Here is a 26,771-nt window from a genome sequence, read left to right as displayed (position 1 = left end):
TGTGCGACTGGAACCTATCCCATGCAAAGCTTTGATCGATTCAAAACCCTAGAGAGCGACACCTTTGACGTGATCGTGGTCGGCGCCGGCATCGGTGGCCTGACGGCGGCGGCAACCCTGGCCAATCGCGGCAAACAGGTGCTGGTGCTCGACATGCACTATGAAATGGGCGGCTGCGCCACGGTGTTCCACCGCAAGGGCAAGGACTACGAGTTCGATGTCGGCCTGCACTACATCGGGGACTGCGGCAAGCACGGCCTGATTCCGCGAATCCTGCGCGGCGCCGGGATCAATGACGGCGAAATCAAATTTATCGAGCAGGACCCGGAGGGCTTCGAGACCCTGTGCTTCCCCGCCTTCGAGTTCGCGGTGCCCCGTGGTTATGAACGCTTTCGCGAGAAGCTGCTGGAGGCCTTTCCCGAGGAACGGGCGGGGATCAACCGCTACTTCAAGATGCTGCAGCAGGTCTGGGACTTCATGGGCATCCACTCGCGGCCGCTGACCGCGCTGTGGGTGCTGCCACGTTCGTGGATGCTGATGCGCCATGCCAAATCGACAGTGGAGCAGTTCCTCGACACCTGTACCCAGAACCAACGCCTGCGGGCGGTGCTGACCGGGCAACTGGGGGTCTATCACCAGCCGCCAAGCCGCGCGACCATGGCCGGCCATGCGGCGGTGGTCAACCACTTCCTGCAGGGCTCCTACTACCCTTCGGGCGGCGGCCAGGTGTTCTCCGACAAGCTCGGCGAAGTGGTCGAGCGCAAGGGCGGCAAGATCCTGTTGCGCTCCAAGGTCGAACGCATCCTGATCGAGAACGGTCGCGCGGTGGGCGTCGAGTTCAGCAACAAGCACCTGGGCAAGCGGGTGGTCAAGGCCGACTCGGTGATCTGCAATGCCGACCTCAAGCAGTCCCTGCTGGGCCTGATCGGCCGTGAACACCTCAAGCCGCAGACCGTGCGCCGCGCCGAGCAATTCGAAATGTCACCGGCCATGGGCGTGGTCTACCTGGGCATCGACATGGACCTCAAGGCCATGGGCCTGAAGAACACCAACTACCGCCTCTACCCCGGCTACGACTACGAGAAGGCCTACCGCGACGTGTTCGCCGGCGAGTTCCCCGACGAGCCCCATCTGTTCATCGGCAACGCGACGATGAAAGACCCGGACAACCCGGCCATCGCCCCGCCAGGCATCTACAACCTGCAACTGATGTCGGTCGTGCCCTCCACCCCCCACAGTTGGGGCGTGACCCAGGCTGAGCTGGACGATGGCAGCTACCGCACCAACCCGGCCTACCTGGCGAAGAAAGACCGCTACGCGCGCCAGCTGATTGCCCTGGCGGAGCGGGTGATTCCGAACATGTCGGCGCACATCGTGTATCAGGAGGTCTCGACCCCGTTCTCGGTGACGCGCTTTATCGGCTCCGAAGGCGGCACCTCCTACGGCCTGGCCTTTACCCCGGAGTACTTCCTGCACAACCGGCCGGGGGCCAAGACCGAAATCCGCAACCTGTACCTGTGCGGCGCCTCCACCCGTACCGGGCACGGCATCTTTGGCGCCATGACCGGCGGTGTGGAAGCGGCCGCGGCGGTGTGCGGGCGTCACGTGCGTTACCAGGTGATGGACGTCGGCACCCGCGCCGAAGCGGCAACCAACTGATCAAGTGGCTACCCTGAGCCCTGGTGAAGCAACGCCTCGGGGCTCAGCGTGACCCTCGGGCCTCAAGGAGCGATGGCATGACAAACGAATACAACATGGCACTGGTGATCGGCGCCGGGCTCAGCCTGCTGGCGGCCCTGATGCATGTCGGGGTGATAGTGGGCGGGCCTTCCTGGTATCGCCTGTTTGGCGCGGGCGAACGCTTTGTGCGGGCAGCCCAGGCCGGGCGCTGGTTTCCGGCGCTGGTCACGGCGGGTATTGCCCTGGTGCTTGGCGCATGGGCGGCGTATGCCCTGTCCGCGGCCGGCGTCATCGAGCCCCTGCCCCTGCTGCGCCCGGCACTGTGCGCGATCACCCTGGTCTACCTGCTGCGCGGCCTGTTGGGGCCCTTTACCCTGGTCGGCACCGGGCGCAGCGTGCGCTTCGTGGTGGTCAGCTCGGTGGTGTGCCTGGTTTATGGCCTGGTGCACCTGTTCGGCCTGGTCCAGGTCTGGGGATCACTGGCCTAGACCGCCGTCCTGCAGCGGCGCGCTGCAGCCCGCTCTCGGCAGCGGCTGAGCCTGCACTGCCTAGCGGGCGATGGCAGCTGCCGCCTGCACCAGACGCGCTGTGGCCAGCCGGATTTCCTCCCGATTGAGCGAGGCAAAGCCTATGCGCAAGGCATTCTCCGGTTGATCCAGCGGCGAAAACTGGCGACCGTTGCGCACCACCAGGCCATATTCCAGGGCCTTTTTTACCAGTTGATCGACATCGATTTCCGCCTCGAAACCGACCCACAGCGCCAGCCCGCCTTCCGGCTCCCGAACTGAAATCCGCTCGCCAAACCCATCCAGCAGGCCACTGTGCAGGGTTTCCCGGCGCCGCAGATACTCCTTCGAAACCCGGCGCAGGTGCTTCTTCAGTTCACCGTCATTGATCAGGTCCGCGAGCATCCGCTGCATGACCGCATCCCCCTGGCCCAGGGTCAGCGCAGCATGTCGCTCCAGCACCTCGATGACATTGGTGGGCGCCACCACATAGCTGCAACGGAAGGTCGACCCCAGGGCCTTGGACAGCGAGCCGATGTAGATCACGTGGCGCTGCGTGCTGTCGCTGGCCAGGGGCAGGTATGGCCGCCCGGCAAAGTGGTACTCGTGGTCGTAGTCTTCCTCGATCACACAAAAATCATGGCGCCTGGCCAATGCCAGCAATTGTTGCCGGCGTCCGGCGTGCAGGCTGACGGTGGTGGGAAACTGGTGATGAGGCGTGAGGTAGATCATCCGCACCTTGTGCACCCGGCACAGCGCGTCAATCTGATCGACCCGGCAGCCTTCGCTGTCCAGGTCCAGGGTCACCAGTTGCGCCCCCAGCTTGCGAAAGATCTCCCACGCCGGTGGATAACTCAGGCGCTCCACCAGCACCACGTCGCCGGGTTTGAGCAGCGCACTGGCGGTCAGGTACAGCGACATCTGGGTACCCTGGGTCAGGCAGATATGCTCGGCGCCAACGGCCAGGCCACGATTGTGGCGCAGCATGTCGGCCAGCGCGCGGCGCAGGTGATGGCTGGTTTGCTCGCTGCCGTGACGCACGGTATTGGAGGCGAAACTGCTGCGCAGCGCGTTGCGATAGTAGCGGTGCAATACGGCTTGAGGCAGCAGGCGGTGGTCGCACGCACCGTTATCGATGAACAGTGTGCCGGGCCGATGCTGCAAGGCCGGCACCTGGTCGCCCTGGGTGAAATACGCCACCGCGGGGTGCGCCAGCAGTTCCAGGGCGAAAGACGGCTGGGCACTGCGGGCGCTGGGTTGGGCGGCCAGTTGCGCGTTGACGAAGGTGCCGCGGCGCGGCTCGCTGACCAGCCAGCCCTTGGTGATGGCTTCTTCATAGGCCAGGATCACGGTCTTGCGATTGACGTCGAGCAGCTGCGCCATTTCCCGTGTCCCGGGCAGCAGCGTCCCGGGGGTCAGGCGCCCGTCGACAATGGCCTTTACCAGGCCGTCGACAATCCGCCGGTAAGACGCCTGGGACTCGCCCCCCTCAAGTTGCAGCAAGGGGCGCCATTTACGCATCTGGACCATCTGAAGTATCCAAATCTGGAGGTTCTAATGGTCCTAGTCTAGCGCAACAATCAGGCCTCACTTACCCGAGGTCCTTATGAACCAACGCCATGTCATTGAAGTGTGGCCATCGGGAAAAACCTTTGACGCCGGGGATGAGCTGCTGCTCGACGCCATGCTCGCCAGCGGCTTGCCGGTGCCGTTCTCATGCCGCCGCGGGGCGTGCGGGTCGTGCAAGGTCAAGGTGATAAGCGGGCAATACCGCGCCACGCCCCAGGCTGCGAATGCAGCGCCTGCCTCCTTCCCCCTGGCGGCCGATGAACTGCTTTTGTGCCAGAGCCATGCCTGCGCGGACATGCGCCTGGAGATCCCCGGCTGGTCCCTGGACACCCCAACCCTGGCGATCGACGCCCATGTGCTGAGCCTTCGTGCCTTGAGCACCGACGTCATCGAACTGGTGCTGCAGCCGGGCACCCGGGAGCCCCTTGACGTCAGGCCCGGGCAGTACCTGAAGTTTCGTCTGGGGGAGGACCACAGCCGCTGTTACTCGATCGCCAACCTCCCGGCCGAGGATCAGGGGCGACTGGTCTTTCATATTCGCCAGGTTCGCGGCGGGTGGTTTTCCGAGGGCATCCTGCCGACTCTGGAGATTGGCCAGACCCTGACCCTGGAAGGCCCGTTCGGCGCCTGTACCTGGCAGCACGATGATGATCGTCCGGTCGTCCTGTTCGCCACCGGCACCGGCTATGCCGGGGTCAAGCCGATCCTGCTCAATGCCCTGGCCCGGGGAGCCAGGCTGACGCTGTACTGGGGCGGCTCAGGCCCGGCGGATTTTTACGACCGCGACTTCCTCGACCGGGCCGGCGTCGAGCACCCGGGGTTTGCCTGGCACCCGGTGCTGGCGGCGCAAGCCCGGGTGCAACAGGTCGCACTCGGCCATGGGCACCCCTGGGCAGAGGCCCAGGTCTATGCCTGCGGCAACAGCACAATGATCAGCCAGGTCCGCGCGCAATGCCTGGCTGCCGGCCTGGCGCCACACCGTTTTGTCGCGGAAGCCTTTGTGCCCAACGGCATGCCAGCCCCGGTGTCGACATTCAAGCCTCTGAATCCCGTGTGGGAGAAGGTCGGCCCGCGCTATTCCCTGGACGGCATGCTGGCCGCCCGCGAACAATCGGTTCGCGCCCTGGCCTTGATCGCCAGCCAACTGCGGGTCGGCATGACCACCGCCGAAGCCATTGATATGGCCAACCGGCAACTGACCCGGATGGGCGCATCCCACACGTGGCACCCGACCTATATCCGCTTCGGCGAAGACACCATTCGCTCGCCACGGGAGGGCATCGACCCCCTGCGCCAGCTGCGCGCGACCGATATCGCCGTGGTCGATCTCGGCCCGGTGTGGGACGGCTATGAAGGCGACTATGGCGACACTTTCGTGTTCGGCGAGCACCCGCTGCACCGGGCGTGCGTCACGGCCTTGCATGAGGTCTTCGACGAAACCCGCGAGGCCTGGCAGCGGGGGCTGACCGGTCGCGGGCTCTACGATTTCGCGGAGCGCAGCGCGGCGGCGAAGGGCTGGATGCTGGAACGAAACCTGGCCGGGCACCGCATCGCCGACTTCCCCCACGCCCTGTTCGGCAATAAAAAACTGGCCGAGCTGGAAATCGTACCGAGCGAGATGGTCTGGGTCCTGGAAATTCAGCTCTGCCATCCCACCGAAGCCGTCGGTGCATTCTTCGAGGACATCCTGATCGGCGAGGCCCGCCCGACCCCGTGAGCCGGGAGCGCTGCGCCCTGTACCGGTGTCGGTTCGGCCTCTGATAAGCTTGCTGCCCCCTTATCTACACCCGGTGCAGGATGCACGATCTATTAAACCCGGCAGTGTCTTACCAGGCCGAAAGCGAGCAGCAGGCCCTGGCTCGCTACAGCGGCTTCGGTGAAACGTTGTTTGCCGAGCTGTATCGGCACTTCCCCTCACTGACAGGCCAGGTGCGGTTTTTCCGCAACGGTGAACTGCCGGATGTCTGGGCCGTTTGCGGCACCGGGCCTTCGGCGTTCGCGGTGCAGCTGGACCCTGATATCGACGTCATCTGCCTGTGGAATACACGCCTTCAGGAAGAAATCACCGCCTGGAACCCCGAGCCCGTGGCCCACGCCATGGCCCGCATCCGCACCGACTACTACCGGCTGGACGGGGCCGAAGTGCTGCAACAGTGGCTCGACCTGGCCCGGGATGATGAGGTGGTGATCGATCCGGAGCACATCAACCACGAAGCCCAGAGCAACCTGTGGCGGTTTTCGCCCACCGACGAGCAGACCCCGGGCATCACCGTGGCCGGCATCGGTGGCTTTATCAATGCCATCCTCGAAGCCCGCCGCGCCAGCCTGGGCCGAAGCGCGATGCTGTTCTACTGCTGGCACGACGCCCAGGTGCGCCAGCTGCGCTTCAGCCTGGTCTCGCAAAGCCACGGCCGCCTGCCCTTCGGGCGCAAGACCCGGCGCACCGAGCAGGTCGAAGACATCGCCCAGCGCCTGTATGCCGACTGGCACGAACTGCCGAGGCAGATCCACACGCCCGAGGCGACGCGCCATATCCTCCCGGTGTTTGTCGCGGCGATAGCCTGACCCTACCCTTTTCAACCGCTAGGCGATTGAACATGAACACAGCCTTGAATTCGATTTTCACCACCCTGGCCGAGGCCGCCGAACAATCACGCGCCCAGGGCGATAAATGGATCGTCATCGACTGTGCCTACCTGCACCTCGACGCCCTGCGCCTGCATGACTACCCGCAGGTACTGGAGCAGATCCTGGCCTTGGTCGAAACCTATCCGGAACTGGATTACGGCGGCCCCGGACCGTTCGGGATGCTGATCGAAGCCCAGGCCATTGCGGCCTATGAAGGGGCGCTGCTGGCGTCCCTGGCGCGCCAACCCAGCTGCCAGGTCCTCGGTTGGCTGAGCCGCACAATGCAGCTCGAAGACGCCGAGCGTGACGCCCTGGGCCTGATTTCACGGGCGCGTTTTGCGCAACTGCTGGAGGACGTCCAGGTCCATCCATCAGTGCCCAAGGACTGCGTTGATTTTGCCCAGTTCTGCCAGGAAGACGATCAACCAGAAACCTGAGTGCACTCCCCTTTGAGGCTGACCCCATGAGCGCTACCCACTCCCACGCCCAGACCCTGGCCGCCATCGCCCATTGGGTTGCGCAACACGCGCCAGACCTGCCGCCGATGTTCCGGCCCGGCGCATCAGAGGCAGAGATGGCCGAGGCTGAACGCCAGCTCGGGCTGCCCCTGCCGCCCATGCTGCGCGCGCTTTATGCCATCGCCGACGGCCAGACCGAAGGCGCCGCCACGCTGCTGGATGCCTTTGCCTGGATGCCCTTGAGCGAGGTGGTGGATCGCGCGGCCTTCCTCAACGAGTTCTTCCCGGGCGGGGTCAACGAAGAAGACCCCGACCACGAGCCGATGCAGGTGGATGCCGGTATTCGCCCGACCTGGTGGTGGCCGCAATGGCTGCCGATCATGGCCAATGGCGGCGGCGATTATCTGTGCGTCGACCTTGACCCGGCACCCGGCGGGCAGCCCGGGCAAGTGCTCGCCTACTTCCATGACGAGACCTATCGCAGCCTGGTAGCGCCCGGGGTCGAGGGGCTGATCGAGCATGTCGCCAGGGGGTTGGCCAACGGCACTTTCGGCCTCACGGACGGCATGCTCTGCGAGGTCTAGCAGGCAACCTCAGAACACCCCACGCGCCTTCGCCAACCCCAGGCGCTGCTGCTCGGCGTCGATCAGGGCATCGATCTTGCGCTTGCCGGTCCACAGCGCCAGGCTGCTCAGGGCCGGTGGCAGGGGCTGCTGGATCAGCGCCAGCAGGTCCAGCCCCGGGGTCTTGATCAGGCGCAACTGGGTCAACCGGGAGGCGGCCAGCCCCGTAAGCCCGGTCAGGCCTGTGAGGTTGTCCAGGTGCAGTTGCTCAAGCAGCGGCGCCCGCTCCAACGCCAGCTGCGAGAGCTGCGCCTGATCGGCCACGTAGAGTTTTTTCAGTGCCGCGAAGCGCCCCAGGTCCAGCTCGGCCAGCCCCCGCACCCGCAGAACTTCCAGGCTGTCGAGTTGCTGGTGGTGCAACTCCGGCATGGCCTCGCGGCTGCCAAAACTCACCGACAATTGCCGCAGGCCGCGCATCGGGCTGACCATCTCCAGCGAGGTCTTGGCCGGCAACCGGTGCAAGGCCAGCCGGGTGATCCCCGCATGCTCGGCCAGCACCCGCAGGTTGTGGCTTTGCGCGCTGATTGAAAGGGTCTTCAGCCCGGGCATGCAGGCAATCGGCGCCAGGTCCAGCGGCGGGCCTTTGTCCTGGGAGACATGCAGCTCCTGCAGTTGGCCCAGGTTGGGCAAGCCGAGGATATCGGGCGTATTGCCGATGCGGATTTGCAGCCCGAACTCCGTCAGCGCGGCCAGGCCCGCCAGCGCGCCAAGGTCGCCGCGGGTCTCTTCGCAGTCCAGGGTCAACGAGCAGACATGGGGCAGCAGGCGCAGGTTGGCGCAGTCGAACGCATCATTCGGGTAATGGGAGTAAAAACGGACGTTGATCCGCCCACCGTACTCTTTGCACAGCGCATCCAGTTGGGTCAGCAGCGCGGCGTCGTACTGATCGGAGCGGTAGAACTGCACGATGACCTGGTCCAGTTGGTCGTCATCCAGCAGGGCGCGAACCCGAGGTTCCAGGTCGAGGTGGGTTACGTCATACAGTCGGTTGTTGGGCATGTGCGGTCCTTCGTCAGTGGCGCGAAAAGAATACAGGCTTCGGCCACACAACTCGCCCCGCGTTCACGGCTCAAGCGACAGCTCGCGTTCCATGACAATGGTGCGCTCGCCGTCGTCCTCGATCTCGCGCACCACCTGGTAGCCAAGCCGCGCGTAGAAGGCCTGGGCGGTCAACGATGACGGTACTGCCAGCACCGTCACCCCGGCCTCGCGGGCCGCGCGCTCGACCACGAACATCAGGTGCCGCCCGATGCCGCGCTTGTGCATCCTAGGGTCGACGAAGACCGAGCGCACGGCGCGCCCGTCGAGGCTGGCGGTGCCGACCGGGACGCCGCCGATCAAGGCCACGAACATCTGGCGCTTCTTCATCAGTTCGGCCACCGCGGCCGGAGTGAAACTCTGCTGGACCCGGGCGATGACACTGGGCGGATAGTCCTGGGCATTGCTGCCGAGCAACGCTGCAAGAATCACCTGGCTGACTCCAGGTGCATCGCTGTCACGGGCCAATCGAATCAGACACGGCATAACTTCTCCCGCTATGAAACCGCACACTTGACTGCTCAGCATAATCCAAGCGCAGGTAGTTTTCGTACAGTGCCCAAGGCTTATGGCATCTGGAACACCAGACACGGGCTGTCGTTCAGGCGCCCTTCAAAGGCCGGGGTGGATGGCTCCAGCACGCTGCCCTGCAACAGCGCCCGATCCTTGCGCGCCACGATTACCCAGGCCCCGCGTGGCAGGGCGTCCAGTTGTGCACGCTGGGCCTTGGCGATAAACAGCGGCTGCTCGTCGTGATCCAGGTTCATCATGTAGCGCACGGCCCAGGTGTCCTGGCCGAGGTTGAAAAACACCAGCGGCCCCGGATTGGCGGCGCGCAACCCTTCGACCTGATCGACAAAACCCCGGGTGTCGAACTGCAGGTCCTTGGCCGGCTCCACCACCTTGATCAACAGCCACCATTGCGCCGCCAGCGCGATCAGGCTGAGCAGCACCAGGCGGCGTCCCAGGGCCTGGCGCGTGGTGCGCCAGCCCTGGATGGCCAGCAGTTGCAGAAGCACAAACGTCCCCACCAGCAGCGGCAGGGACACCGGCGGCCAATAACCGTGCTTGTGCCAACTGTGCCGACAAACAAACAGCACCAGGATGCACAACGCCGGCAACACCGCCACCAGCCAGGTGTAGGCGCCTCGTACCTTGAGCATCCAGCCCTGGGCGTTGAGCAGGCCGTAAGCGGCCACCGCCGCGAACATCGGCACCATGGGCAGGATGTAATAGGCACGCTTGAAGTGCGGCACCGATAGCCCCAGCAGAAGCATCAGGCCGCATGCCCCCAGGCGCATCACCAATTGCAGATCGCCCTGGGCATGCCGCAGGTGCCACTGCCGGCGCAGGGCAAACAGCGTCGCCAGGGCCAGGGGCACCACCGGGAAGTAGCGATACAGGCTGAGCTGGAAGTAGAAAAAGAACGGCTCGCCGCTTTCATCGAGGCGACCGCTGACCTGCATGTTGAACACCTGATCGGCAAACGCCTGGCCGCCGCTGAGGCGCGCCAGGTGCATCAACCCCCACCAGCAGCCCGCCAGCAGCACCAGCCCGAGCACGCCATAGGCCAGTACCCGCTTGAGCACCAGCAATCGCTCGGCGCGCGAACGCAGCGGGCCCAGCAGGCAATAGGTACAGGCCACGCCGCAGACTTCGATCAGCCCCAACGGGCCGCGAATGACGAACGCCAGCACCAGCAACGGCAACACGCCAAGGCGCCGCCAGCGCGAGCCGATCTGCTCGCCGCTGTGCAACAGGTAGAAGGCCCCCAGGCACAGCAGGGAGACCATCTGGTCGAGGCAGACCGAACGTGACTTCTCCAGCAACTGGGTGGTCAGCGCCGTGAGCAACACCGCCAGCAATGCCCAGGCCCGGCCATGGGGCGCGAGCAGGCGATACAACAGCGCCAGCACCCCGGCCGAGGCGATGGCCGTGGGCAAGACATTGGCCAAGTGGTTGGGCGCACCGAACAGCTGGGCCCACAGCCAACTGAACAAGGTCGCGGTGCCCGGGTAATCCGGGTACGGCTGGCCGTAGGTGGTGGGGAACAGGCTGGGGCCGTGGCGGAACATTTCCTGAAGGAACAGCGCCCAGCGTCCATCGAACCCCTGGGGCTGCTGGTCCCAGATCCCCAGGGTGAACAGCACCAGGGCCAGTAGCAGGATGCAGAACGATTCGACGCGATACCTAGTGTTGTGATCCATCGCTGACCCGTCAGGTTGATTCGCCGCTCAATGGGCGTGGCCATGGTGCCGGGGCAGCCCCTGAACGCCTCCTGAACGGGCGTTGAAAAATCCGGGCGGCCGTCCGCAAACCCCGCATTTGTTGTGCTGAAGAGCTTGCCCGATGACGAACGGCACACTCCCAATGACGCGCCGCGAACACGCCATTACAACCGCTGCGCGGCCGAGCGGGAGCAAGCTCCCTCGCCACAGTGATTTCAATACAGATGAAGCAGCAGCGCGTAGGCGGCGGTGCCGATCACTGCGGTACTGATCAACCCGCAACCCGTGAGCAGCGCCAGGCCTGCCACCAGCAGCATAGACAGGCTGGCGGCGAGGGGGGCGCGGCTGATCTCGCTGTAGGCGATGTACAGCGCAAAATTGATAAACACCGCCACCGGCAGCACCCGTTCCAGGCAGCGTTGCAGGCTGCCGGGCAAGGGCACCCGGACCAGCGCCGGAACGATCCGCACCAGGCAACTGGCGGTGAACAGTGCGGCAATGGCCATCAGCGTCGAGGGGTTCATAGCGTGGCCCAGGTCAGGATCAGGGTGGCCAGCAGCACACTGGGGATCCAGAAATACACCGGCCCCAGCCACTGGATCAGCCCCCAGGCGCACAGCACGCACAACGTCAGCGCACCGAGCATCGGCAGCCAGCGCTCACGCACTTGCAGCAGGCGGCCACGCAGCTGGGAAATCGACAAATACATCAGCACCACGCTGGCCGGGTAGCCCAGGTTGACCTCGGCGCCGACCCACTGCGCCGGCAGCAGTTGGCCGAGCAGCGCACCCAGGACCCCGGCGGCGGCCCAGGTGAGAAAGATCGTGGCCCGAATCAACAGCACCGCCCCGGGCCCGTCCTGGTCCCGTTCGGTGGCGTAGGCTTCATCGCCGAGCATGTGTGCGGCCAGCACCTTGCGCCCCCAGGGCCGGGGCAAGCGGCCCGCGGTGGTAAAGGCAATCGGCAGGTAGCGGCTGTTGATCGAGGCGGTGACCAGCAGCATGGTGAAAAAGCCCGCCCCGGACTGCTCCAGGGGCAGCACCGCAAATTGCCCACTGCCGGAGAACCCCAGCACGCCGATCAAGGCCACCTCCAGCAGGGACCAATCCGCACGCCCCGCCAGCACCCCGAACAGCAGACTGACCGGCACGATGGCCAGCGCCGTCGGTGCCACCCGGCGCCAGACACTCGAGCGGCCCGGTGTCCATTCCAACTCACTGCCTTGCATAACCACCTCCGATATCCGGCGGGCAGCATGCAAGGCTCAGGCAACAGGGTCTTGTACGATTGTGCGGGCTGGCGTCAGCCCCGATTCACCACAGGAAAACCACACAAACTCCACAGTGTGCCGCGCCCGCTATCGATAGCCTTGTGCGCTCATCAGCCCTCAACGGTCCGCTTCCCCATGTTCCGAACCTCCACCCCCATTCGTACCGTGCGCGCCATTGACTGGTTTATCACCTACCTGGTCGGCGTCGCGGCGCTGTCCCTGTTTGTGGCCCTGTCGTTCGGCTTGCTGATGCTTGGTGGCAGCCCCACGCTGTGGAGCAGCCTGCCGTCGGTGATGTCTTTTAGCCTGGCGATCGGGTGTTTGAGCGTCATGGTGGTCGGCACCGTCGCGGCCCTGCCCTGCGCCCTGTTCTTCTGGCTGGCCCAGCGCTTTACCTGGCGCCATATCGCGATCTACCTGCTGTGCGGCGCCCTGAGTGCGCTGCCCACCATTCCCCTGGTGATGCAGTTGGATCCGGATTTCTATACCGATCCAGCCGAAAAGCAGGTATCCCCCAGCACCCTGGAGCGCTGCTGGCCCCTGGCGCCGCTGTTCGGCACCTCGGGGACCTTGCTGGGGGCGATATTCTGGTGGCGCAGCGGCCGGCACCTGCACTGATCAGGGGTGCGTGCTTGCCATTGAGCTGCAGGAGCTGGTTTACCAGCGATGGCGCTGTCAGTTCTGCTCGGACAGGAACGGCAGCACCAGGGCGATGAACGCTTCAGGCGCCTCCTCGGTAATGAAGTGCCCGCAATCGGCGACGATGGCGCCCCGCAGATCCAGGGCATTGCCCTGCAAGGTCTCCAGCGGCGCATTGTCGGTGGCGTGCTGCGCGCCAATCGCCAGCACCGGCATGGCCAGTGGGGTCGCCGCCCGCAGCTGGTTCTGGCGGATGGTTTGCGGAATCGCCCGGTAATAACCAAAGCCGCCACTCAAGCCGCCCGGCGCCGAGTAGGCCTTGACGTAGGTGTCCACCGCCACCCGGTCCTGGCGGAAAGACCACTTCTCGAACATGTAGGCCAGGTACTGCGCCTCGCGGCCGGTGATCAGCACCTCGGGCAAGTCCTGCAACTGGTTGAACATGAAGTGCCAGAGGAAAATATTCAGCTCCGGCGGGGCGAAGATCGACGGCGCCGGGGCCAGCCCCGGAATCACGGCTTCGGTGAGCACCAGTTTTTCCACCGCCTGCGGTTGGTCGCTGGCCAGGGCGTAGGCGATCCACATGCCCACGTCATGGCCCAGGACCGAATAACGCTCGTGCCCCAGCGCCTGCATCAAGGCATGCAGGCGCCCGGCACTGGTGCCGGTGTCGTAGCCGTCCCGGGGTTTATCCGACAGGCCCATGCCCGGCAGGTCCACCGCAATCGCCTGGTAGCCCTGCTCGGCCAACGCCTGCATCACGTGGCGCCAGGTGAACCAGGTCTGCGGCCAGCCCGGTATCAACAGCACCGGCCGACCCTGGCCTTGCGTCACGTAGTGCAGGCGCAGGCCGTCGATACGCTCATAACCGTGGTGCGGCTCATGTCCGGCAACGGCCGATTGTTCAGCGTTATTCATGCTCATCATCCTTATGCCGCGACCGGCGCAATGCCGAGTAGTTGATTGATCTGGGCCTGATCCACCGGGGCTCCGGCGAAGTCGTCGAACACCTTGTCGGTCACCTGAATGATGTGCTGGTTGATAAAGGCCACACCCTCGCGAGCCCCCTGCTGCTGATCCTTGAGGCAGCATTCCCACTCCAGCGCCGCCCAGCCGTCGTAGTCATACAGGGCCAGCTTGGAAAAAATCCCCTTGAAGTCGACCTGGCCATCGCCCAGGGAGCGGAAGCGCCCGGCACGATCAGCCCAGCCCTGATAACCGCCGTACACACCCTGGCGTCCGGTGGGATTGAACTCGGCGTCCTTGACGTGAAACATGCCGATGAACTCGTGGTAGATGTCCAGGTAGTCCAGGTAATTGAGCTGCTGCAACACGAAGTGGCTGGGGTCGAACAGCATCTTGCAGCGAGGGTGATTGCCCACCCGCGCCAGGAACATCTCGAAGGTCACGCCGTCGTGCAGGTCTTCGCCAGGGTGGATCTCGTAGCACAGGTTGACCCCCTGCTCGTCACAGGCATCGAGGATCGGCAGCCAGCGCTTGGCCAGCTCGGCAAACGCCGAATCGATCAGGCCTTCGGGGCGCTGCGGAAACGGAAAGAAATACGGCCAGGCCAGGGAGCCGGAGAAGCTGCCCATTTCTGTCAGGCCCAGACGCCGCGAGGCCTTGGCCGACATCTGCAAACGCTCCAGTGCCCATTGGGTCTTGCCCGCCGAATTGCCCTTGAGCCGGGCCGGGGCAAAGCCGTCGCACAGGCTGTCATAGGCCGGGTGCACGGCCACCAACTGGCCGAACAGGTGGGTGGTCAGCTCACTGATCACCAGCCCGTGCTCGGCCACCACACCGCTGATTTCATCGCAGTAATCCTGGCTTTGCGCGGCCAGGCTGACGTCGAACAGACGCTCATCCCAGGCCGGCAACTGCAAGGCCTTGAAGCCCATGCCGGCGGCCCAGGCGGCAATCGACGGCAGGCTGTCGAACGGCGCCGCGGCGTCACTGAATTGAGCCAGGTGCAGGCTCGGTCCTTTAAGGGTTTTCATCGGGCACTCCAATTATTTGTCGGTCGACAAACAATAGAGGCAGCGCCAGGACCCCGTCAATACGCGGGCTTGATTTTTTTGTCGATCGATCAATAATGCACGCCGCACACACCCTTCATTCAGGCGAGGCATCCACAGCATGGCCGGCAGACCCCGGGAGTTCGATCGAGACCAGGCCTTGCGCCAGGCCCGCGATGTGTTTTGGCAGCGCGGTTTTGAAGCCACGTCCATGGCCGACCTGGTGCAGGCCCTGGGCATTGCCTCGGCCCGCATCTACGCCGCCTTCGGCTCCAAGGAAGCGCTGTTTCGCGAAGCCATTGCCCTGTACGAGAACGCTGAAGGCGCCTTTGCCGACCAGGCCCTGAGCGAAGAGCCCACGGCGCGCGGGGCCATCGAGCGCATGCTGCGCGACGCCATCGAGCTATACACCCGTCCCGACGGGCCCCTGGGTTGCATGGTGGTGTCATCGGCGACCAACTGCACCCTGGATAACGACAGCATCCGCGAGTGGCTGGCCGGGCATCGGCGCGACCGCACCCGCTCGATCATCCAGCGCCTGGAACGGGCCGTGGAGTCCGGCGAACTGCCGCGCCAGACCTCGGTGCAAGCCCTGGGCGACTGCTACGCCACCCTGCTGCACGGGTTGTCGGTGCAGGCTCGGGACGGCATCGAAAAACCACGGCTGCTGGCCACCCTGCCCATGGCCTTGGCAGTGTTCGATGCCGCGGCCGGCACCGATCCGGCGTAAGCCTATCGGGTTGCACAAGGCTCCTGGGGCGGGCGCCGGCCCTTGATCAGGCCCACAGCCAGCGCCGACAGAATCAACACCATGGCCAGCGCCTCCCGGGCATCGACCTGATGCCCCAGCAGCAGCACCGAGCCCAGCACGCCGAACACCGGGATCAGCAACGACAAGGGCGCCACCCGCGACACCGGGTACTCGCGCAGCAACAGGTTCCAGCCCCAGTAGCAGAAGTGCGTGGCGCCATAGACCTGGAACGCTAGGGACCACAGGGTGCGTTGATCCAGCCCACTCGCCAGGTTCACAAAAGGCGCCGAACCCTGGCTCAGCCAGGTCAGCGCAAACAGCGGCAGCGGCGCAAACAGGCTCGACCAGACCACAAAGGCAAAGATCTCGCGGACCCCGGAGCGCTTGATGATCACGTTGCCCAGGCTCCAGCTCAGGGCGCTGATCAACAACAGCCCGTAGCCCAGTGACGTGCCCTGCCCCGGGCTGCCTTGCAGGATGCACAGCAACCCCAGCGCCGCCAGCACCAGCCCGAGCACCTGCCCTCGGCTCAAGCGTTCGCCAAACAGCAACACCCCCCAGCCCAGGGTAAAAAAGGCGCTGAACTGGATCAGCAGCGCGGCGGTGCCCGGCGCCACGCCCAGCTTGATCCCGAGGTTGATCAAGGCCCACATCGCCACCCCGAAGATCACGCCATACGCCGCCAGCCAACCGATGGCGACCTGGGGCCTGCGGATAAAAAACACCCAGGGCAGGGCCGCCAGGGTAAAGCGCAGGCCCGTGAGCAGCAGCGGGTCGAGGTTGGCCAGGCCAAGCTTGGTGATCGGAAAATTAAAGCCCCAGAGCGCTGTCACCAGCACGGCCAGGATCAAGTGTCGCTTCTGCATCAGCTCGCGTTCCAGCACAAAGGCCCGCGCAGAGACGCGCCGGCGAAGACGCCACTATGACTAGCCCGGGCCATGGCCCGCTTGCAATGCCAGGCCATTGATCATTAAATTCGGGCCATGCGCCAGATAGATATCGATCCTTACGAAAACACCCCACGCGACGCCGTGGTCACCGCCAGCGACTACTACGCCGGCCAGCTCTTCCCCCGCCACAGTCACCAACGCGGCCAATTCGCCCTGGCCGCCAGTGGCGTGATCACCCTGTTCACCGATGCCGGCAACTGGGTGGTGCCGCCGCAACGGGCAGTCTGGGTGCCCGCCGGCGTGCCCCATGAAATGCAGATGAGCGGCCCGGTGACCATGCTCAACACCTACATCCGCACCCCCGCCGCCACCGCGCTCAAGCTGCCCGCGCGGTGCCAGGTGTTCGGTGTGTCCGAGTTGCTGCGCCAGTTGCTGCTGCGGGCCATGAACATTCCCGCGCTCTACGCCGAAGACAGCCACGACGGGCACTTGATGACCTTGCTGCTGCATGAAATAGCCGCCATGGCGCCGCTGTCGCTGAACGCGCCGCTGCCCGATGAACCGCGCCTGGCAAAAGCCTGCCAGCGCTTGCTGGCCCAGCCGTCCCTGGAAATCGGCATCGACTGCATGGCGCGCGAGGTGAACATGAGCCGGCGCACGTTCACCCGCCTGTTTCGCCAGGAGACCGGCATCAGTTTTGTCGAATGGCGTCAGCAGGCCTGCCTGTTGGCGGCCGTGGCGCGCCTGGGCGAGGGCGAGGCCATCACCCGGGTCGCGACCGACCTGGGCTATAGCAGCCCGAGCGCCTTCAGCAGTGTGTTTCGTCGAGTGCTGGGGGATGCGCCCAGTCGCTACTTTCCCAAACAGGCTGTGTGAGTCCAGGCCCGGGGGCCTGAACATCCTGGCCCGGCAGATTGCCTGCCGGACCAGAGGCGAGTGGCTGCGCCCAGCGCAGCGTTCTACAGGAATACCGCCGAGAGCATGCCCAGGGCCCCGAGGCAGAACCCGATCAAGGCGCCACGCCCCGGCTGCTCATGGAAGATCGCCCAGATCACCAGCGGCTCCAGAAGCAGCAACGAGGTGACGGAGACCACGGTAATCAGCCAGATATCACCGACCGCGACATACCCCAGCCAGTACGCGCCAATCAGGCAGATACCGGCAAAGCACATGATCAACACCGGCAATGCCAGGTCGGCCCAGGTGGTGTTGCCGGTATGCGCCAGGCGCGCGGCGACCACTTCACTGTAGATGGCGCAGAACTCGCCCAGCACCATCAACCCTACAGCAGAAACTCCGAGTAACTCTTTGGACATGAGACAAACCCCTTTGCATTGAGAGCCAGATTTTTCAGCTCCCAGGCAGCTATGGCTCCGTTGACGGAGCCTCCATGGCAATGCGCGGGGGTTTGCGGCGGCTCAGTAATCGTGAGGAACCTGAACATGTCCATCTCCTTCTCGGGTGTTGCAAAGGGGGTTGATACAGCGCAACGAGGCCCGAGTGCGCTAGCATCACTGCCCTGCGCCTCCAGCCTCGCTGGCAGAGACTATCGCGATTTGCCCGGAAACCTGAAATGCCTGTTGCCCGCTCCCTCGATGCCTTGGAACACCAGATTCTCGACCTGCGCGATGTCGGCAACTCCATCATGGGCATCCAGGCCTGGGAGTCCGGGTCGGTGGAAGACGCCGCCCGCCGCTTCGGACTGCTCGACGACCCCGGCATCTATCGCGCAATCAGTGCCGAAGAGGCCGAGCAGGTGCTGGTCTGGCTGTTGCGGCGCGACATGGTCCACCGCCTGAAACTCATGCCCAGGGCCCAGGCCCAGCACTTCGCCGCCGAACTGATGGCCCATCTTGCCGCCCCCGGCGCCGCCTTCTATACCAACGGCCCGCTGATCAAGACCCCGGACAACCCCGGCGGCGAGGTCAACTGGACTGCTGTCAGCGACTGCACCTGCGACAGCGGCGTACTGGCCCTGGCCCCCGGGCGCATCGCCTGCGCCTGGTTTCAGGAGGAGGACTGAGGCCATGCCGCGCTTTGAAGTCTGGCATCACGCACAGCTGATCGGCTGGTCCGAACTGGAGTCCGGCGACCCGCCCATGGGCGTGGCGTTCGGCCTGTTTATCCCGGCGCCGGCCTATGCCCAGGTGCAAGCGCTGATCCGCGCCCGGGCCGAAAGCGATCAGAGCGACCTGCACCTGAGCGTGCTGCACCAGGGCCAAGCGCTGGTCTGCGCGGGTGTCTACATCCAGGACTTTTCCGCCGACTGCGGGGAAGACGCCATGGAAGTCACGGTCCTGGGAATCAGCGAGCCGCCCTACGCCGAGCTGTTCGCCCAGCACGCGGCGGCGTATTGGCGGCCGCAAGGCTGAAGCCCGCGAGCATCGCGCCCGCCGTTCACGAATTGTTAAGAATTGGCCCCGTATACTTCGTCGATTGCCTCGCGGCACTTCGATCAATCCTCTACTGGTGGCCCCAAGCTCATGTCGCGACCCGCCCCGCTGCTCTTCCTGCTTGCCGGCCTGCTGTTCTTTTTCGCCCTGGGCAATCATCAGTTGCAAGGCTCCACCGAAGCCCGGGTCGCCGGGATCGCCATGCAAATGCACCTGGATAACGACTGGGTCACCCCGCGCCTGTTCGGCCAGCCCTTCCTGGAAAAACCGCCGCTGAGCCTGTGGCTCGACGCCGGCGCCATCCGCGTCTTCGGCGGCACCCCTTGGGCCGTGCGCCTGGCCTCGGCCTTTGCCGGTCTGTTCAGTGTGCTGCTGCTGTACGCCATGCTGCGCCGTTTTGGCCGGCCGACAACGGTGGCCTGGGTCGCGGCGGCGATGCTGGCGACCATGGCCAGTTACTGGAGCAACGTACGCGGCGTGGGCGAAGACGCCTTGCTCAGCCTGGGCGTGACCCTGGCGCTGCTGGCGTTCTTCCAGGCTCAGCGCCGCGCGGCCGATCAGCAACCGGCGCTGCTGGCCTGGCTGCTGTTCGCCGTCGGGATCGCCATTGCCACCCTGAGCAAGGGGGTGCTGGGCCTGGCGATGCCCGGGGTGGTGATCTTTGCCTACCTGGTCGCCGACAGCCTGCTGGCAAAACGCTTGGCCCCGAGCCACTGGCTGCGCCCGGCGCTGTTTACCCTGCTGGGCCTGATCCCGCTGCTGATCTGGCTCTACCTGCTGTATCAGCGCGGCGGCCTGCAAGCCTTGGGCGAGGTGCTGTGGACCAACAGCGTCGGGCGCTTCGACGGCTCCTTCGAGGAAGCCGGGCATTACGAGCCGTTCTACTACTACCTGGCCAAGCTGCCCCAGGCCTTTCTGCCGTGGAACATCCTGGTCTACCTGGGCCTGTGGCACTTTCGCAAAAGCCTGATGGAGAACCGCTACCGGCTGTTCTTCAGCCTGTGGCTGGTGGCCCAGTTCACCCTGCTGTGCCTGGCGTCGAGCAAGCGCACGGTGTACCTGATGTCGCTGACGCCAGCCGCCGCGGTCCTGGCCGCCGAATACGCCGCCGTGCTATATCAGCGCCTGGGCCGGCAGGCCGGCACGGGCAGCTGGCTGGGCAAACTGGGCCAGCACCGTCGTGGCCTGGCAGTGGGCATCATGACGCTGGTGGTGTGCAGCTATCTGGCCACCGCCCAGTGGGCCGCGCCCCGGGCCGACCGCACGCTGTCGTTTCTGCCGCTGATGAATCAGGTGCAGGCGCTGCAGGCTGACCAGCACCAGGTCGGGATCTATCAAGCTAATGAGCGGGTCGGCGGTGCCAGCGTGTTCTACACCCAAAGCCAGTTGCCGGACCTGCAGACCGAGGCCCAGTTGCACGCTTTCCTCGCGGCCTCGCCGCAACATGTGGCGCTGATGGCCGCCGAGCAGGAACCCCAGGCTCCGCTGCGGGTGGTCAAAAGCATGAAAGTCGGGCGCCAGGCTTACTATTTCGTCAGCCACTGAGGTCAACGGCAAAAAAAACGGCACCCCGATCAGGTGCCGTTTTTTTATCTCGCGCAGGGCCCGGTTGAAAGCCCGCCCGGTTCAGCGGCGGTCCAGCCCCAACGAACGCCAGTCGCTGGCCTCAATAAAGCCAAGCATCTTCGGCGCGGCCTCCAGGCTCGCACTGGAGACAAACAGCGAGGCGCCATAACCAAAGCTGGAAACCGGCAGCTTCAGGTCTTTCTCCAACTGCGCCATGCATTCGCTGTGGGTCACCAGAATCAGATTGCGCCCCGGCACCTTGTGCGCCAGGGCATCGCGCAACATGGTGTTCTTGCAGTTGAACAGCCAGTCCTCGCCGCTGCCGGCGTCGCTGAACATATAGCCCGCCGTCTGCACCGCACGGGTCAGCGGGCTGTGGTAGATGTCGGCACGGTCCAGGCCCAGGTGTTCGAACTGCGCCCCGACCCCGACTGCCACATCGCGGGAACGATCGGTAATGCCGTCGGCCGCTCCCAGGCACGCGGCCCTGGAGTGATCGCAGCGCTCCACATGGCGCACCAGGACGATCATCTGGCCACTGGCCCAGCCCGCATTCAGCGCCTTGAGTCCCGCCCCATTGCCATGGGCCAGGTCCGGCACCGCCATCGGCTTGAGCAGCCACAGGGTCAGCGGCAGCACCAGCAGCGCAGCCAGCAACACCACGGCGGCGTTTTTGAAACGCGCCACGCGGCCGAAATCCGGCACGCGTCGGGTCAGGGCAAAACCGAGTCTTGATTCCACGTGCAAGCTGCCTCTCTGACAATGACCGGGACTACCAGCAGCCAGCACAGACGCTACCTGGCCCGGATGACAATTGAACGCTCAACGGCGCCGTCAACCGGCGGGCAAGCGCCGAGTGACGCCAAGACTCTAAGCAGCCCGGCGTAGGCCGGCGGTGAAATGGATGTGAAAAAAGTCTCAACCCGCAGCCGAGCCCCCCGACAACCCCGACCATCCGCCTATTGCGCTAATCCCGACAAAAACGTTTTAGCAATCGCATTTGCCGCCGATATCCCCCTACGAACACACCTTGCTGGCCACCAAAAACAACAATCTTCCGGCTACCTAACGATAAAGAAGCGCAACGTTCCTGGAGGAATTGAATGAATAGCTGGTTTGCCAACATCAGTGTCAACCTTAAGCTCGGCCTGGGGTTTGGCCTGGTCCTGGCCCTGACCACCATCCTCGCCCTGACCGGCTGGACCAGTCTGGGCAGCCTGATCGACCGCAGTAACTGGATGAGCGACATCACCCAGCTCAATGCCGGCCTGACCAAGCTGCGGGTATCACGCCTGCAATACATGCTGACCAATGGCGACGAAACCGCCGCGCAGAGCGTGCAGGCCACCCTCGATGCCTTCGTCGCCCAGCAGCAGAAACTGCTCAACAGCTTCAAGAGCCCGGACAACCTCAAGCTGCTCAAGGAGCAGAGCGCGACCATCAGCGCCTATCAGGCTTCGCTGAACAAAATGCGCAGCGCCTACCGCACCGGCAACACCGCGCGCGAGGCCATGAGCAACAACGCCGAAACCGCCAACGGCCTGATCAACGCGATCAACACCCGGGTGCAGCAAATGCCGTTGAGCGACGAGCGCTTCGAGCAGTTCCAGGCCATCACCAAGGCCAAGGAAGCCTTTATGCTGGCGCGCTATGAAGTGCGCGGCTACACCGCCAACAGCAACCCGGAAACCGAACAGAAAGCCGTGGCCCAGCTCAACAACGCCATCGGCGAACTGGCCCAGCTCAACACCCACTTCAGCAGCACCCAGCAGGACGCCCTGCGCCAACTGGAAGCCGCGCTGAGTGCCTATCGCACCTCGCTGCAAGCGTTCAAGGCGGCGTTCAGCGATGCGGTTCAAGCACGCAAGGAAATGACCGATCAAGGCACCGACATCGTTGCCCGCAGCGACGAGCTGTACCAGATCCAGCTCGACCGTCGTGATGTCGAAAGCGCCCAGGCCCGCAGCCTGCAGTTGATCAGCACCCTGCTCGCCCTGCTGGTTGGGGTCCTGGCCGCGGTGATCATTACCCGCCAGATCACCCGCCCGTTGCGCGAAACCCTGGCTGTGGTGGAACGCATCGCCTCCGGCGACCTGACCCAGGATGTGCGCGTCACTCGCCGCGACGAACTCGGCGTGCTGCAACAAGGCATTGCCCGCATGGGCGTGACCCTGCGCGAGCTGATCAGCGGCATCCGTGACGGCGTGACCCAGATCGCCAGCGCCGCCGAAGAACTGTCGGCCGTGACCGAAGAAACCAGCGCCGGGGTCAACAGCCAGAAAATCGAGACCGACCAGGTCGCGACCGCCATGCATGAAATGACCGCCACCGTGCAGGAAGTCGCACGCAACGCCGAACAGGCGTCCCTGGCCGCAGCCGCCGCCGACGGTGAAGCCCGCCAGGGCGACAAAGTGGTGGCCGAAGCCATCACCCAGATCGAACGCCTGGCCAGCGAAGTGGTGCGCTCCACCGACGCCATGAGCGTGCTGCAACAGGAAAGCGACAAGATCGGCAGCGTCATGGACGTGATCAAGGCCGTGGCCGAACAGACCAACCTGCTGGCCCTCAACGCCGCTATCGAAGCTGCGCGCGCCGGAGAAGCCGGCCGTGGTTTTGCCGTGGTCGCCGACGAAGTGCGGGCCCTGGCGCAACGCACGCAAAAATCCACCGAGGAAATCGAAGCCCTGGTGGCCGGCCTGCAGAACGGCACCCAGCAAGTGGCCAATGTGATGAACAACAGCCGCAGCCTGACCGACAGCAGCGTCGAACTGACCCGCAAGGCCGGCGTGTCCCTGGAAAACATCACCCGCACGGTGTCCAACATCCAGTCGATGAACCAGCAGATCGCCGCCGCTGCCGAACAGCAGAGCGCCGTGGCCGAAGAGATCAGCCGCAGCATCATCAACGTGCGCGACGTCTCCGAACAGACCGCCGCCGCCAGCGACGAAACCGCCGCTTCCAGCGTCGAACTGGCACGCCTGGGCAACCAGCTGCAAATGATGGTCAGCCACTTCCGCGTCTGACCCTCCCCCATCGCCCCTGCAGCCCCCGCTGCAAGGGCGAACACCCGTAGCCGCTGCATCCTCGCCCTCCACGGGCGGGAACTCACCCAGGCCTCAACTCACCGGGCGCGGTGCACCGTCGAGCAAGGCATCGACCACGGCCCTGGCCATTTCCACGGAATGGATCATCGACCAGATCAAACCGCGCTCGATACCGCTGGCGCTGGTGATCTCATCGGCGGTTTCCTCGGCGCACTTGAGCAACAGCGAGACATGCAGCAGCGCTTCTTCGGCGTTCACCCCCTGGCGTACGGCGAACAGCGGCCGTCCTTCACCGTCGAGGCAACCAAAGGTCGTGGCTCCCGTGACATTCAAGGTGTGATGCAACGGCGGCGTGGCATCGCTGCATTGCAGAGCCTGGAGTAGGGTTTTATTGGGCACTTCCAGTGCGCTGATCAGCTCACGACTGGGTTGCGGGAAAGGTGGATCGGGAACGATCTTCTTCATGGCACACAGCTCCTTCTTGGATGAAGGCCGCCAGCATCACTTGCAGATGATGGGTGGCGGCTACGTGCAGGTCTGCAAGACCGGGAAGAAGAAGCAAGCCCGGCAGACCCGAAGGTCTCCCACACGTAGCCACCATAAATCGAACTGAAAACTCAGTGAGTCAGCGTGGACGCTTAGCGCTTCTTGCTTGTTCGGGCTTGCAGACCCGGTCGCTGAATAGGCAGCGACGGGCGAAGACTAGGCCCGGACATTCAGAAGGCGCAAGACAGTGAAACAGCTGAAATGTAACCGGCCGATTCTCTCGGAAAAGCCCTACAAATCAAAGAGAAAAACCGCATTAGCCAGTCGAACTTATCGCTGCGCCAACACAGTCCTTCCGAACTGACGTCCGAACACGGCCCGAACCTTCGGCAACGGCTACAGGGTTGGGGTCGGGGTCGGGGTCGGGGTTGGGGTTGGGGATGGCCATTTACTTTGTCGTGGGTTTCAAATTACCTTGCAGCACGCCACGTGAAGGACTCGCCGCCAGGACGCCTCGCCATGACCCTTGGCTACACCTCGGTCCCGCCGCTGCTCAAATACCTGCGCCATGCCGAACAATTGGGCCTCCCGATCGCTCCGGCATTGGCCGCTGCCGGCCTGGAGGCCGGGCAGTTGAGCGACAACAGCCTGCGCCTGCCGGTGGAGGTTCACGAACGCCTGCTCGACTACTTCTGCGCCCACTCCGGCGACCCCTTGTTCGGCCTGCATTCGGCGCGGTTCGTCCTGCCCAACTCGTGGAGCGTGCTGGGCTACATCACCATGAACTGCGCGACCCTGGGCGAGGCGATGAACCGCATCATGCCCTTTGAAAAACTGGTGGGCGACATGGGGGTCAGCCGCGCCGAGGTGGTCGATGGCCAGGTGCGGCTGATCTGGAGTTGCCGCCATCAGCGCGCCGAAACCCGACGGCACATGGTGGAGGATGTGCTGGCCTCCTGGCTGCTGTATGCGCGCTGGATCGCCGACACCCCGCTCTCGCCCAGCGCCGTGTGGTTCGAGCACCCGCTGCCGGACAACGCCCGGCGCGAACAGTACGAAAATTTCTTTGGCTGCCCGGTGCTGTTCGAGCAACGCTGCTCGGCCCTGCTGGCGCCCATGGAATACCTGCAATTGCCACTGCGCCAGGCCGACCCGCAGTTGCTGCGCACCCTGGAAGAGCATGCCCTGGGCCTGATGGCGTCGCTGGAAGATGCAGCCTTGCCGCTGCAAGTCAAAAACGCCCTGCGCCAGTTGCTCAAGCAGGGCTTGCCGCGCAAGGAGCAGGTGGCCGAACAACTGGCGATGTCGGTGCGCACCCTGCAGCGCCAACTGCAACAGGCCGGCACCTCCTACCAGCAGATCCTCGATGACCTGCGCCAGGAACTGGCCGAGCACTACCTGCTGCACAGCGATCTGCCGATCCAGGACATCGCCCACTACCTGGGTTTCTCCGATCAGCGCTCATTCCACCGCACCTTCAAAAGTCGCAGCGGCATGCCCCCCGGCGAGTACCGCCACAGCCATCGCGCCCCCCATTCAGGCCGGCACTAACTGCCTTTGCGCGGCAAGAAACGCCCGGCGCGCTGACCGTTGGCCTGGCCGGCGGCATAGCTGCGCAGACCATTGACCCAGACCTCGTCGATGCCCTCGGCCGCGCGCTGCGGGTCCTTGAAGTCGGCGACGTCGCGCACCCGGGCCGGGTCGAACAGCACCAGGTCGGCCCAGTGGCCTTCGCGGATCTCGCCGCGCTGCTCCAGGCCGAAACGCGCCGCCGACAACCCGGTCATTTTGTGCACGGCGGTGTGCAGCGGGAACAAGCCCAGGTCGCGACTGAAATGCCCGAGCACCCGGGGGAAAGCGCCCCACAAGCGTGGGTGGGGAAACGGGTCTTCCGGCAGGCCGTCGGAGCCGATCATCGACAGTGGATGGGCCAGGATGCGCTGCACATCGGCCTCGTCCATGCCGTAGTACACCGCCCCCGCCGGTTGCAGGCGACGCGCGGCGTCGAGCAGCGGGCAAGCCCATTCAGCGGCGATGTCCAGCAGGTCGCGGCCACCCATTTCCGGGTGCGGGGTCGACCAGGTGATGGTGATGCGATGGGCATCGGTGACTTGCTTAAGGTCCAGGGTCGAGGAGCTGGCGGCATAGGGATAGCAATCGCAGGCCACCGATTGGGTCAGTGCTGCCCGCTCCAGGGACGCCAACAGCTGCGGGCTGCGCCCCCAGTTTCCGGCGCCGGCGCACTTGAGGTGGGAAATGATCACCGGGGCCCGGGCGTGACGGCCGATCTGTAAGGCTTCGTCCATGGCCTCCAGCACCGGCGCGAATTCGCTGCGCAAATGGGTGGTGTACAGAGCGCCAGAGGCGCTGAGTTCTTCGGCCAGTTGCTGCACTTCATCGGTCTCGGCGCAAAACGCACTGGCGTAGGCCAGGCCGGTGGACAGGCCCAGGGCACCGCTCGCCAGGCTGTCCCGCAGTTGCTCGCGCATGGCGGCAATTTCCGAGGGGCTGGCGGTGCGTTGCAGGTCAGCCAGATGGTTGCTGCGCAGCGCCGTATGCCCCACCAGCGCCGCCACATTCACCGCCGGAACCGCCGCGTCCACCGCCGCCCGGTAATCGCTGAAACGCGGGTAGACAAAGGCCCCGCGCGCGCCCAGCAGGTTCATCGGGTCCGGCGGATCGCTGCGCAGGCTGACCGGCGCGGCACTGATGCCACAGTTGCCGACAATCACCGTGGTCACGCCCTGGCTGAGTTTGGGCAGCATCTGCGGCTGGCGGATCACCACCGTGTCGTCATGGGTGTGCACGTCGATAAAGCCCGGCGCCAGCACGCGTCCGCCGGCGTCGATCTGTTGGTTGGCTTGCGCGCCCTGCAGGTCGCCAATGCGCTGGATGCGGCCCTCGCTCAGGGCCACGTCGGCCAGGTAGCCGGGACGGTTGCTGCCGTCGATGATCAGGGCGTTGCGGATCAATGTGTCGTAGTGCAT

General features: G+C 64.8%; 27 protein-coding genes and 1 pseudogene. 15 read left to right on the top strand and 13 right to left on the bottom strand.

The features are described 5' to 3' along the window. Positions 1-21: 21 nt before the first annotated feature. Positions 22-1,659 (top strand): phytoene desaturase family protein, encoded by a 1,638-nt coding sequence (locus JFU57_RS11720; protein WP_201129389.1) that lies wholly within the window; start codon positions 22-24, stop codon positions 1,657-1,659. Positions 1,660-1,736: 77 nt separating this feature from the next. Then, positions 1,737-2,168 (top strand): hypothetical protein, encoded by a 432-nt coding sequence (locus tag JFU57_RS11715; RefSeq protein WP_020299956.1) that lies wholly within the window; start codon positions 1,737-1,739, stop codon positions 2,166-2,168. 60 nt (positions 2,169-2,228) lie between these two features. On the opposite strand, the gene pdxR is transcribed toward JFU57_RS11715, so the two are convergent. Continuing rightward, positions 2,229-3,716 carry a MocR-like pyridoxine biosynthesis transcription factor PdxR gene (gene pdxR / locus JFU57_RS11710; protein WP_201129387.1) on the bottom strand — a complete coding sequence of 496 codons (1,488 nt, stop codon included), beginning with the start codon at positions 3,714-3,716 and terminating at the stop codon, positions 2,229-2,231. Between the two features lie 76 nt (positions 3,717-3,792). Between pdxR and JFU57_RS11705 the strand changes: the two genes are divergently transcribed. The 4 genes from JFU57_RS11705 to JFU57_RS11690 all read left to right on the top strand — a co-directional run bounded on the left by JFU57_RS11705 (position 3,793) and on the right by JFU57_RS11690 (position 7,425). Continuing rightward, positions 3,793-5,472, top strand: coding sequence for a M24 family metallopeptidase (locus JFU57_RS11705; RefSeq protein WP_201129384.1), 1,680 nt, complete (start codon positions 3,793-3,795; stop codon positions 5,470-5,472). A gap of 80 nt (positions 5,473-5,552) precedes the next feature. Then, positions 5,553-6,320 carry a hypothetical protein gene (locus JFU57_RS11700; RefSeq protein WP_201129382.1) on the top strand — a complete coding sequence of 256 codons (768 nt, stop codon included), beginning with the start codon at positions 5,553-5,555 and terminating at the stop codon, positions 6,318-6,320. A gap of 32 nt (positions 6,321-6,352) precedes the next feature. Further along, positions 6,353-6,820: a hypothetical protein gene (locus JFU57_RS11695; RefSeq protein ID WP_242487541.1), complete on the top strand. Its 468-nt coding sequence runs from the start codon at positions 6,353-6,355 to the stop codon at positions 6,818-6,820. Between the two features lie 26 nt (positions 6,821-6,846). After that, positions 6,847-7,425: an SMI1/KNR4 family protein gene (locus JFU57_RS11690; RefSeq protein ID WP_201129380.1), complete on the top strand. Its 579-nt coding sequence runs from the start codon at positions 6,847-6,849 to the stop codon at positions 7,423-7,425. Between the two features lie 9 nt (positions 7,426-7,434). On the opposite strand, the gene JFU57_RS11685 is transcribed toward JFU57_RS11690, so the two are convergent. From JFU57_RS11685 to JFU57_RS11665, 5 genes are all read right to left on the bottom strand, one after another. Beyond that, positions 7,435-8,463 carry a hypothetical protein gene (locus JFU57_RS11685; protein WP_201129378.1) on the bottom strand — a complete coding sequence of 343 codons (1,029 nt, stop codon included), beginning with the start codon at positions 8,461-8,463 and terminating at the stop codon, positions 7,435-7,437. A 63-nt stretch (positions 8,464-8,526) separates the two neighbouring features. After that, positions 8,527-8,988: a GNAT family N-acetyltransferase gene (locus JFU57_RS11680; protein ID WP_201129376.1), complete on the bottom strand. Its 462-nt coding sequence runs from the start codon at positions 8,986-8,988 to the stop codon at positions 8,527-8,529. Positions 8,989-9,068: 80 nt separating this feature from the next. Beyond that, positions 9,069-10,709: a glycosyltransferase family 39 protein gene (locus JFU57_RS11675; protein WP_201129373.1), complete on the bottom strand. Its 1,641-nt coding sequence runs from the start codon at positions 10,707-10,709 to the stop codon at positions 9,069-9,071. A gap of 236 nt (positions 10,710-10,945) precedes the next feature. Continuing rightward, positions 10,946-11,254, bottom strand: coding sequence for a hypothetical protein (locus JFU57_RS11670; RefSeq protein WP_201129371.1), 309 nt, complete (start codon positions 11,252-11,254; stop codon positions 10,946-10,948). Beyond that, on the bottom strand, positions 11,251-11,958 hold the full coding sequence (locus JFU57_RS11665; RefSeq protein ID WP_201129369.1) for an AzlC family ABC transporter permease: 708 nt from the start codon (positions 11,956-11,958) through the stop codon (positions 11,251-11,253). Before JFU57_RS11665 ends, JFU57_RS11670 begins: the two co-directional genes overlap by 4 nt. A gap of 177 nt (positions 11,959-12,135) precedes the next feature. Here JFU57_RS11665 and JFU57_RS11660 point away from each other — a divergent pair, with 177 nt between their 5' ends. Beyond that, a complete protein-coding gene (locus JFU57_RS11660; protein WP_201129367.1) occupies positions 12,136-12,618 on the top strand; it encodes a hypothetical protein in 483 nt (160 codons plus the stop codon). 57 nt (positions 12,619-12,675) lie between these two features. On the opposite strand, the gene JFU57_RS11655 is transcribed toward JFU57_RS11660, so the two are convergent. Then, entirely contained in the window at positions 12,676-13,557 is an 882-nt protein-coding gene (locus JFU57_RS11655; protein WP_201129365.1) for an alpha/beta fold hydrolase, read from the bottom strand. An 11-nt stretch (positions 13,558-13,568) separates the two neighbouring features. Continuing rightward, complete coding sequence (locus tag JFU57_RS11650) at positions 13,569-14,636, bottom strand: sugar phosphate isomerase/epimerase family protein (RefSeq protein ID WP_078469719.1); 1,068 nt, start codon at positions 14,634-14,636, stop codon at positions 13,569-13,571. A gap of 139 nt (positions 14,637-14,775) precedes the next feature. Between JFU57_RS11650 and JFU57_RS11645 the strand changes: the two genes are divergently transcribed. Beyond that, complete coding sequence (locus tag JFU57_RS11645) at positions 14,776-15,384, top strand: TetR/AcrR family transcriptional regulator (protein WP_201129363.1); 609 nt, start codon at positions 14,776-14,778, stop codon at positions 15,382-15,384. A gap of 2 nt (positions 15,385-15,386) precedes the next feature. Here the strand turns inward: JFU57_RS11645 and JFU57_RS11640 are convergent, their stop codons facing one another. Further along, positions 15,387-16,271 (bottom strand): EamA family transporter, encoded by an 885-nt coding sequence (locus JFU57_RS11640; RefSeq protein WP_201129361.1) that lies wholly within the window; start codon positions 16,269-16,271, stop codon positions 15,387-15,389. A gap of 117 nt (positions 16,272-16,388) precedes the next feature. Here JFU57_RS11640 and JFU57_RS11635 point away from each other — a divergent pair, with 117 nt between their 5' ends. Beyond that, positions 16,389-17,171 (top strand): AraC family transcriptional regulator, encoded by a 783-nt coding sequence (locus JFU57_RS11635; protein ID WP_201129359.1) that lies wholly within the window; start codon positions 16,389-16,391, stop codon positions 17,169-17,171. An 83-nt stretch (positions 17,172-17,254) separates the two neighbouring features. Here the strand turns inward: JFU57_RS11635 and JFU57_RS11630 are convergent, their stop codons facing one another. Continuing rightward, on the bottom strand, positions 17,255-17,572 hold the full coding sequence (locus JFU57_RS11630; RefSeq protein WP_020299973.1) for a hypothetical protein: 318 nt from the start codon (positions 17,570-17,572) through the stop codon (positions 17,255-17,257). 296 nt (positions 17,573-17,868) lie between these two features. On the opposite strand from JFU57_RS11630, the gene JFU57_RS11625 reads away from it, so the two are divergent. The 3 genes from JFU57_RS11625 (at position 17,869) to JFU57_RS11615 (ending at position 20,233) form a co-directional block, all read left to right on the top strand. Further along, the gene (locus tag JFU57_RS11625; protein ID WP_201129358.1) at positions 17,869-18,318 is read left to right on the top strand and encodes a hypothetical protein; all 450 of its coding nucleotides are present in this window, start codon (positions 17,869-17,871) and stop codon (positions 18,316-18,318) included. A 4-nt stretch (positions 18,319-18,322) separates the two neighbouring features. Then, positions 18,323-18,667, top strand: a complete 345-nt coding sequence (locus JFU57_RS11620) for a hypothetical protein (protein WP_201129357.1) — start codon at positions 18,323-18,325, stop codon at positions 18,665-18,667. Positions 18,668-18,778: 111 nt separating this feature from the next. Next, positions 18,779-20,233 (top strand): ArnT family glycosyltransferase, encoded by a 1,455-nt coding sequence (locus tag JFU57_RS11615; RefSeq protein ID WP_201129356.1) that lies wholly within the window; start codon positions 18,779-18,781, stop codon positions 20,231-20,233. 81 nt (positions 20,234-20,314) lie between these two features. On the opposite strand, the gene pmrG is transcribed toward JFU57_RS11615, so the two are convergent. Then, complete coding sequence (pmrG, locus tag JFU57_RS11610; RefSeq protein ID WP_201129355.1) at positions 20,315-20,995, bottom strand: lipopolysaccharide core heptose(II)-phosphate phosphatase PmrG; 681 nt, start codon at positions 20,993-20,995, stop codon at positions 20,315-20,317. A 362-nt stretch (positions 20,996-21,357) separates the two neighbouring features. On the opposite strand from pmrG, the pseudogene JFU57_RS33645 reads away from it, so the two are divergent. Both JFU57_RS33645 and JFU57_RS33640 read left to right on the top strand, forming a co-directional pair. After that, positions 21,358-22,371 (top strand): annotated as a pseudogene (locus JFU57_RS33645) (methyl-accepting chemotaxis protein); the annotation flags it as partial. 42 nt (positions 22,372-22,413) lie between these two features. Next, entirely contained in the window at positions 22,414-23,277 is an 864-nt protein-coding gene (locus tag JFU57_RS33640; protein WP_443217305.1) for a methyl-accepting chemotaxis protein, read from the top strand. A 93-nt stretch (positions 23,278-23,370) separates the two neighbouring features. Here the strand turns inward: JFU57_RS33640 and JFU57_RS11600 are convergent, their stop codons facing one another. Further along, on the bottom strand, positions 23,371-23,763 hold the full coding sequence (locus JFU57_RS11600) for a DUF3077 domain-containing protein (RefSeq protein WP_201129353.1): 393 nt from the start codon (positions 23,761-23,763) through the stop codon (positions 23,371-23,373). Positions 23,764-24,303: 540 nt separating this feature from the next. On the opposite strand from JFU57_RS11600, the gene gliR reads away from it, so the two are divergent. Beyond that, positions 24,304-25,335, top strand: a complete 1,032-nt coding sequence (gene gliR, locus JFU57_RS11595; RefSeq protein ID WP_201129351.1) for an AraC family transcriptional regulator GliR — start codon at positions 24,304-24,306, stop codon at positions 25,333-25,335. Here gliR and JFU57_RS11590 read toward each other — a convergent pair. Continuing rightward, complete coding sequence (locus JFU57_RS11590) at positions 25,332-26,771, bottom strand: N-acyl-D-amino-acid deacylase family protein (protein ID WP_201129349.1); 1,440 nt, start codon at positions 26,769-26,771, stop codon at positions 25,332-25,334. The genes gliR and JFU57_RS11590 overlap by 4 nt on opposite strands.

Origin of the sequence: Pseudomonas sp. TH07, assembly GCF_016651285.1 — a bacterium.
Lineage (GTDB): Bacteria > Pseudomonadota > Gammaproteobacteria > Pseudomonadales > Pseudomonadaceae > Aquipseudomonas.
Note: the sequence above shows the minus strand (reverse complement) of the source record. Positions and strands in the feature narration are given on the sequence as shown.

Bases quoted from the DNA above. Each gene is read 5' to 3' on its own strand.
- JFU57_RS11720 (WP_201129389.1), top strand. From the start codon at position 22: ATGCAAAGCTTTGATCGATTCAAAACCCTAGAGAGCGACACCTTTGAC.
- JFU57_RS11715 (WP_020299956.1), top strand. From the start codon at position 1,737: ATGACAAACGAATACAACATGGCACTGGTGATCGGCGCCGGGCTCAGC.
- pdxR (WP_201129387.1), bottom strand. From the start codon at position 3,716: ATGGTCCAGATGCGTAAATGGCGCCCCTTGCTGCAACTTGAGGGGGGC.
- JFU57_RS11705 (WP_201129384.1), top strand. From the start codon at position 3,793: ATGAACCAACGCCATGTCATTGAAGTGTGGCCATCGGGAAAAACCTTT.
- JFU57_RS11700 (WP_201129382.1), top strand. From the start codon at position 5,553: ATGCACGATCTATTAAACCCGGCAGTGTCTTACCAGGCCGAAAGCGAG.
- JFU57_RS11695 (WP_242487541.1), top strand. From the start codon at position 6,353: ATGAACACAGCCTTGAATTCGATTTTCACCACCCTGGCCGAGGCCGCC.
- JFU57_RS11690 (WP_201129380.1), top strand. From the start codon at position 6,847: ATGAGCGCTACCCACTCCCACGCCCAGACCCTGGCCGCCATCGCCCAT.
- JFU57_RS11685 (WP_201129378.1), bottom strand. From the start codon at position 8,463: ATGCCCAACAACCGACTGTATGACGTAACCCACCTCGACCTGGAACCT.
- JFU57_RS11680 (WP_201129376.1), bottom strand. From the start codon at position 8,988: ATGCCGTGTCTGATTCGATTGGCCCGTGACAGCGATGCACCTGGAGTC.
- JFU57_RS11675 (WP_201129373.1), bottom strand. From the start codon at position 10,709: ATGGATCACAACACTAGGTATCGCGTCGAATCGTTCTGCATCCTGCTA.
- JFU57_RS11670 (WP_201129371.1), bottom strand. From the start codon at position 11,254: ATGAACCCCTCGACGCTGATGGCCATTGCCGCACTGTTCACCGCCAGT.
- JFU57_RS11665 (WP_201129369.1), bottom strand. From the start codon at position 11,958: ATGCAAGGCAGTGAGTTGGAATGGACACCGGGCCGCTCGAGTGTCTGG.
- JFU57_RS11660 (WP_201129367.1), top strand. From the start codon at position 12,136: ATGTTCCGAACCTCCACCCCCATTCGTACCGTGCGCGCCATTGACTGG.
- JFU57_RS11655 (WP_201129365.1), bottom strand. From the start codon at position 13,557: ATGAATAACGCTGAACAATCGGCCGTTGCCGGACATGAGCCGCACCAC.
- JFU57_RS11650 (WP_078469719.1), bottom strand. From the start codon at position 14,636: ATGAAAACCCTTAAAGGACCGAGCCTGCACCTGGCTCAATTCAGTGAC.
- JFU57_RS11645 (WP_201129363.1), top strand. From the start codon at position 14,776: ATGGCCGGCAGACCCCGGGAGTTCGATCGAGACCAGGCCTTGCGCCAG.
- JFU57_RS11640 (WP_201129361.1), bottom strand. From the start codon at position 16,271: ATGCAGAAGCGACACTTGATCCTGGCCGTGCTGGTGACAGCGCTCTGG.
- JFU57_RS11635 (WP_201129359.1), top strand. From the start codon at position 16,389: ATGCGCCAGATAGATATCGATCCTTACGAAAACACCCCACGCGACGCC.
- JFU57_RS11630 (WP_020299973.1), bottom strand. From the start codon at position 17,572: ATGGTGCTGGGCGAGTTCTGCGCCATCTACAGTGAAGTGGTCGCCGCG.
- JFU57_RS11625 (WP_201129358.1), top strand. From the start codon at position 17,869: ATGCCTGTTGCCCGCTCCCTCGATGCCTTGGAACACCAGATTCTCGAC.
- JFU57_RS11620 (WP_201129357.1), top strand. From the start codon at position 18,323: ATGCCGCGCTTTGAAGTCTGGCATCACGCACAGCTGATCGGCTGGTCC.
- JFU57_RS11615 (WP_201129356.1), top strand. From the start codon at position 18,779: ATGTCGCGACCCGCCCCGCTGCTCTTCCTGCTTGCCGGCCTGCTGTTC.
- JFU57_RS33640 (WP_443217305.1), top strand. From the start codon at position 22,414: ATGGGCGTGACCCTGCGCGAGCTGATCAGCGGCATCCGTGACGGCGTG.
- JFU57_RS11600 (WP_201129353.1), bottom strand. From the start codon at position 23,763: ATGAAGAAGATCGTTCCCGATCCACCTTTCCCGCAACCCAGTCGTGAG.
- gliR (WP_201129351.1), top strand. From the start codon at position 24,304: ATGACCCTTGGCTACACCTCGGTCCCGCCGCTGCTCAAATACCTGCGC.
- JFU57_RS11590 (WP_201129349.1), bottom strand. From the start codon at position 26,771: ATGCACTACGACACATTGATCCGCAACGCCCTGATCATCGACGGCAGC.